This window comes from Methylobacterium sp. M6A4_1b (assembly GCF_053345175.1).
On record NZ_JBKEZQ010000074.1, the window covers coordinates 1 to 2,740 of the forward strand.

Below are 2,740 nucleotides of genomic sequence, written 5' to 3' on the forward strand. Positions count from 1 at the left end.
ACGTCCGTGCGCTCGCCGCGCAGGACCGCACGCACCACCTTGCGGCTGTGGCCCAGTCGCTGGCTGATCCGGCGGATCGGAATGCCTGCTTTTAGCGAGCGCGCGGATGGCGACGTCCGCCTCTTCCCGGCGCAGATAACCCTCGTACCGGATGCGCTCAGCCGCGGTGAGGAGCGCCGGATCAAGGATAGCTGCGCCAACGACCTCGCGAACCTGACGCATCAACCTGCGCACGGCGTCGAGGAAGCCGCGGCTGGCGTTCTCCATGAGGTGCCAGCGGTCGGCGACTTGGATAGCCTGCGGCAGAGCGCGGGCGATGGCCTCACCATATCCGCCGCCGCGGTCGCGGGCGACGATCTCGATCGAGGCGTTCTGCTTTAGCCAGGTCTGTGCGGTGGCCTGTTCGCGGTCCGGTAGGAGCGCCACGATGCGGCGGTGTTCGAGATCGCAGACCAGAGTGCCGTAGCGGTGGTTGCGTCGCCAGGCGAAGTCGTCGATGCCGATGACACCGAGAGGATCGGACGGTGTCATCGCCCGACGGCGGACGACGCGCAAGAGCGTGTCGCGACTGACCGGCAACATGAGGCGCTGGGCGAGGCCTGCACCGGGCCGACCACCGAGCGCGAGACCGAGGTGATGGACGATCTGTTCCAGCCGCGAGGTGCGTCGCGCGAAGGCGGGCAGAACGCCGTCGGGAAAACGCTCGGCGAAGATCTTCCGCCTGCAGGCAGCTGCGTCGCACCAGAAGCGTCTTACGACGACCTGGAGCTCGACGCGCCGGCCACCGAGCGGCAGGTCGGCGGCACGGCGCTGGTAGCGGCTTTGGATGCGACGTGAAGAGGTTCGGCAGTCTGGGCAAGTCGCCGTCGCAGATCCGGACCTCACGACCAGACCGATCCGAACGATGCCTACATCGAGGTGATCGACGACGAAGCCGGCAGGTACGAGACTCGACGGCCTGAAGCGGGGGCGCATGCTGCGGCTCCATTCTGGATATCCGCGCCCTCAACGCTGCCGGCATCAGCGAGAGTAGTCAGAGCCAAAGTTGCACGCCGAAACACAGTCCACATCTGCTCTCCATTCCACCCCGCCAGGCGGAATTCGTGTTTGCACACGAGGCAGATGGGGACGGACGACTGAGGGGCTCAAACAGATGGGGTGATTGGGGTCTTGCCGCGGATCCGCTGAAGGCGGCTGCTCCTATCGAGATGTGAGATCGTGGTCGACGTTGGATCGCCAAAGCATCAGGAAAAGAGCAGCCATGACCTAATTTGCCGGACTCGACGTCTGCCTGGAAGAGACGGCGATCTGTGTGGTCGATGAGACGGGTCAGATCATCAAGGAGCTGCGGGCAGCAAGCGAGCCCTCCGATCTCATCGCTGCCCTGACTGGGCTTCGCCTGCCCCCGGGAGCGTGTCGGCCTGGAAGCGTGTTCGCTGACGGCCTGGCTGCACGGCGAACTGCGCGCTGCGGGTCTACCGGCGATCTGCATCGAGACACGGTCTGCCAACGCGGCCATGAAGACGATGCCCAACAAGACCGACCGCAACGATGCCCGTGCGCTCGCCCAGATCATGCGGACAGGCTGGTTCCGGCAGGTTCACGTCAAGTCGCGTCAGTCCCGGCTCTGGCGTTCGCTGCTGGTGGCGCGGCGCACCGTGCTCAACGAGATGCGCGCCATCGAGAACGTGGTGCGGGCGATCCTGCGCGAGGGCGGGATCAAGCTCGGCACCCCGGCCCGCGCCGCCTTTGCCGGGCGCGTGCAAGAGTTGGCCGGCGACGATCCCCTGATCCTGCCGCTCGTCACGCCTCTGCTGGCGATCCTAGCCATGATGCTGGAGCAGCTAGACTGCCTGACCCGTCAGGTTCTCGTCATCGTGCGGGAAGAGGTGGTCTGCCGGCGGCTGATGAGCGTGCCGAGCGTCGGCCCGATCACTGCACTCGCTTTCCGAGCCACTATCGACCGGCCGGAGCGGTTCCGGCATTCTCGGGACGTCGGCGCTCATCTCGGCCTGACGCCGTCTCGTTACCAGTCGGGCGAGAGCGACATCCAGGGCAAGGTCAGCCGCTGCGGCGACGAGTTGGCCCGCACCGCGCTCTACGAGGCCGCGCATTCTCTGCTAACGCGCTCACGCAAATGGTCGAGCCTGCGCGCCTGGGGGATGCAGGTTGCCAAGCATCGTGGCATGGCGCGGGCTCGCGTGGCGGTCGCACGCAAGCTCGCCGTCGTTCTGCACCGGATGTGGAGCGACGAGACCGAGTTCCGCTTTGGCAAGGCAACGGCACCGGCGATCGCGGCCGCCGCTTGACCCAGACACGCCTGCCAGGTCGAACAGAACGACGGCAGGCTATGACGTCTCCCCATCGCTTTGGTCCGGCGTGAGTGCGAGTTTTCCGGTTGTGTGAGACCCTGATGGGAGGAGCAGAGCCGTGAAGAAGAGCAGATTCACCGAAGAGCAGATCGCCTTCGCGCTGAAGCAGGCCGAGACTGGTACACCGGTTGCGGAGGTGCTGCACCGGATGGGCATCTCCGAGCAGACATTCTACCGCTGGAAGAAGCTCTACGGCGGCCTGGGCACGGGCGAGTTGCGGCGGCTGAAGCAGCTCGAGGACGAGAACCGCAAGCTCAAGCAGCTCGTGGCCGATCTGAGCCTCGACAAGCACATCCTGTGAGGCACGTGCTCGCAAAAAAAGCTCTGACGCCTGCTCGGCGACGCGAACTCGTGCACCAAGTTCAGGA

At 65.7% G+C, this 2,740-nt stretch carries 3 pseudogenes; 2 read left to right on the top strand and 1 reads right to left on the bottom strand.

Features of this window, described 5'->3' with window-relative positions:
- Positions 1-975 (bottom strand): annotated as a pseudogene (locus ACLBWX_RS23065) (ISL3 family transposase); the annotation flags it as partial.
- A gap of 316 nt (positions 976-1,291) precedes the next feature.
- Between ACLBWX_RS23065 and ACLBWX_RS23070 the strand changes: the two are divergent.
- Positions 1,292-2,309: pseudogene (locus tag ACLBWX_RS23070) on the top strand (IS110 family transposase).
- 121 nt (positions 2,310-2,430) lie between these two features.
- Positions 2,431-2,740: pseudogene (locus ACLBWX_RS23075) on the top strand (transposase); the annotation flags it as partial.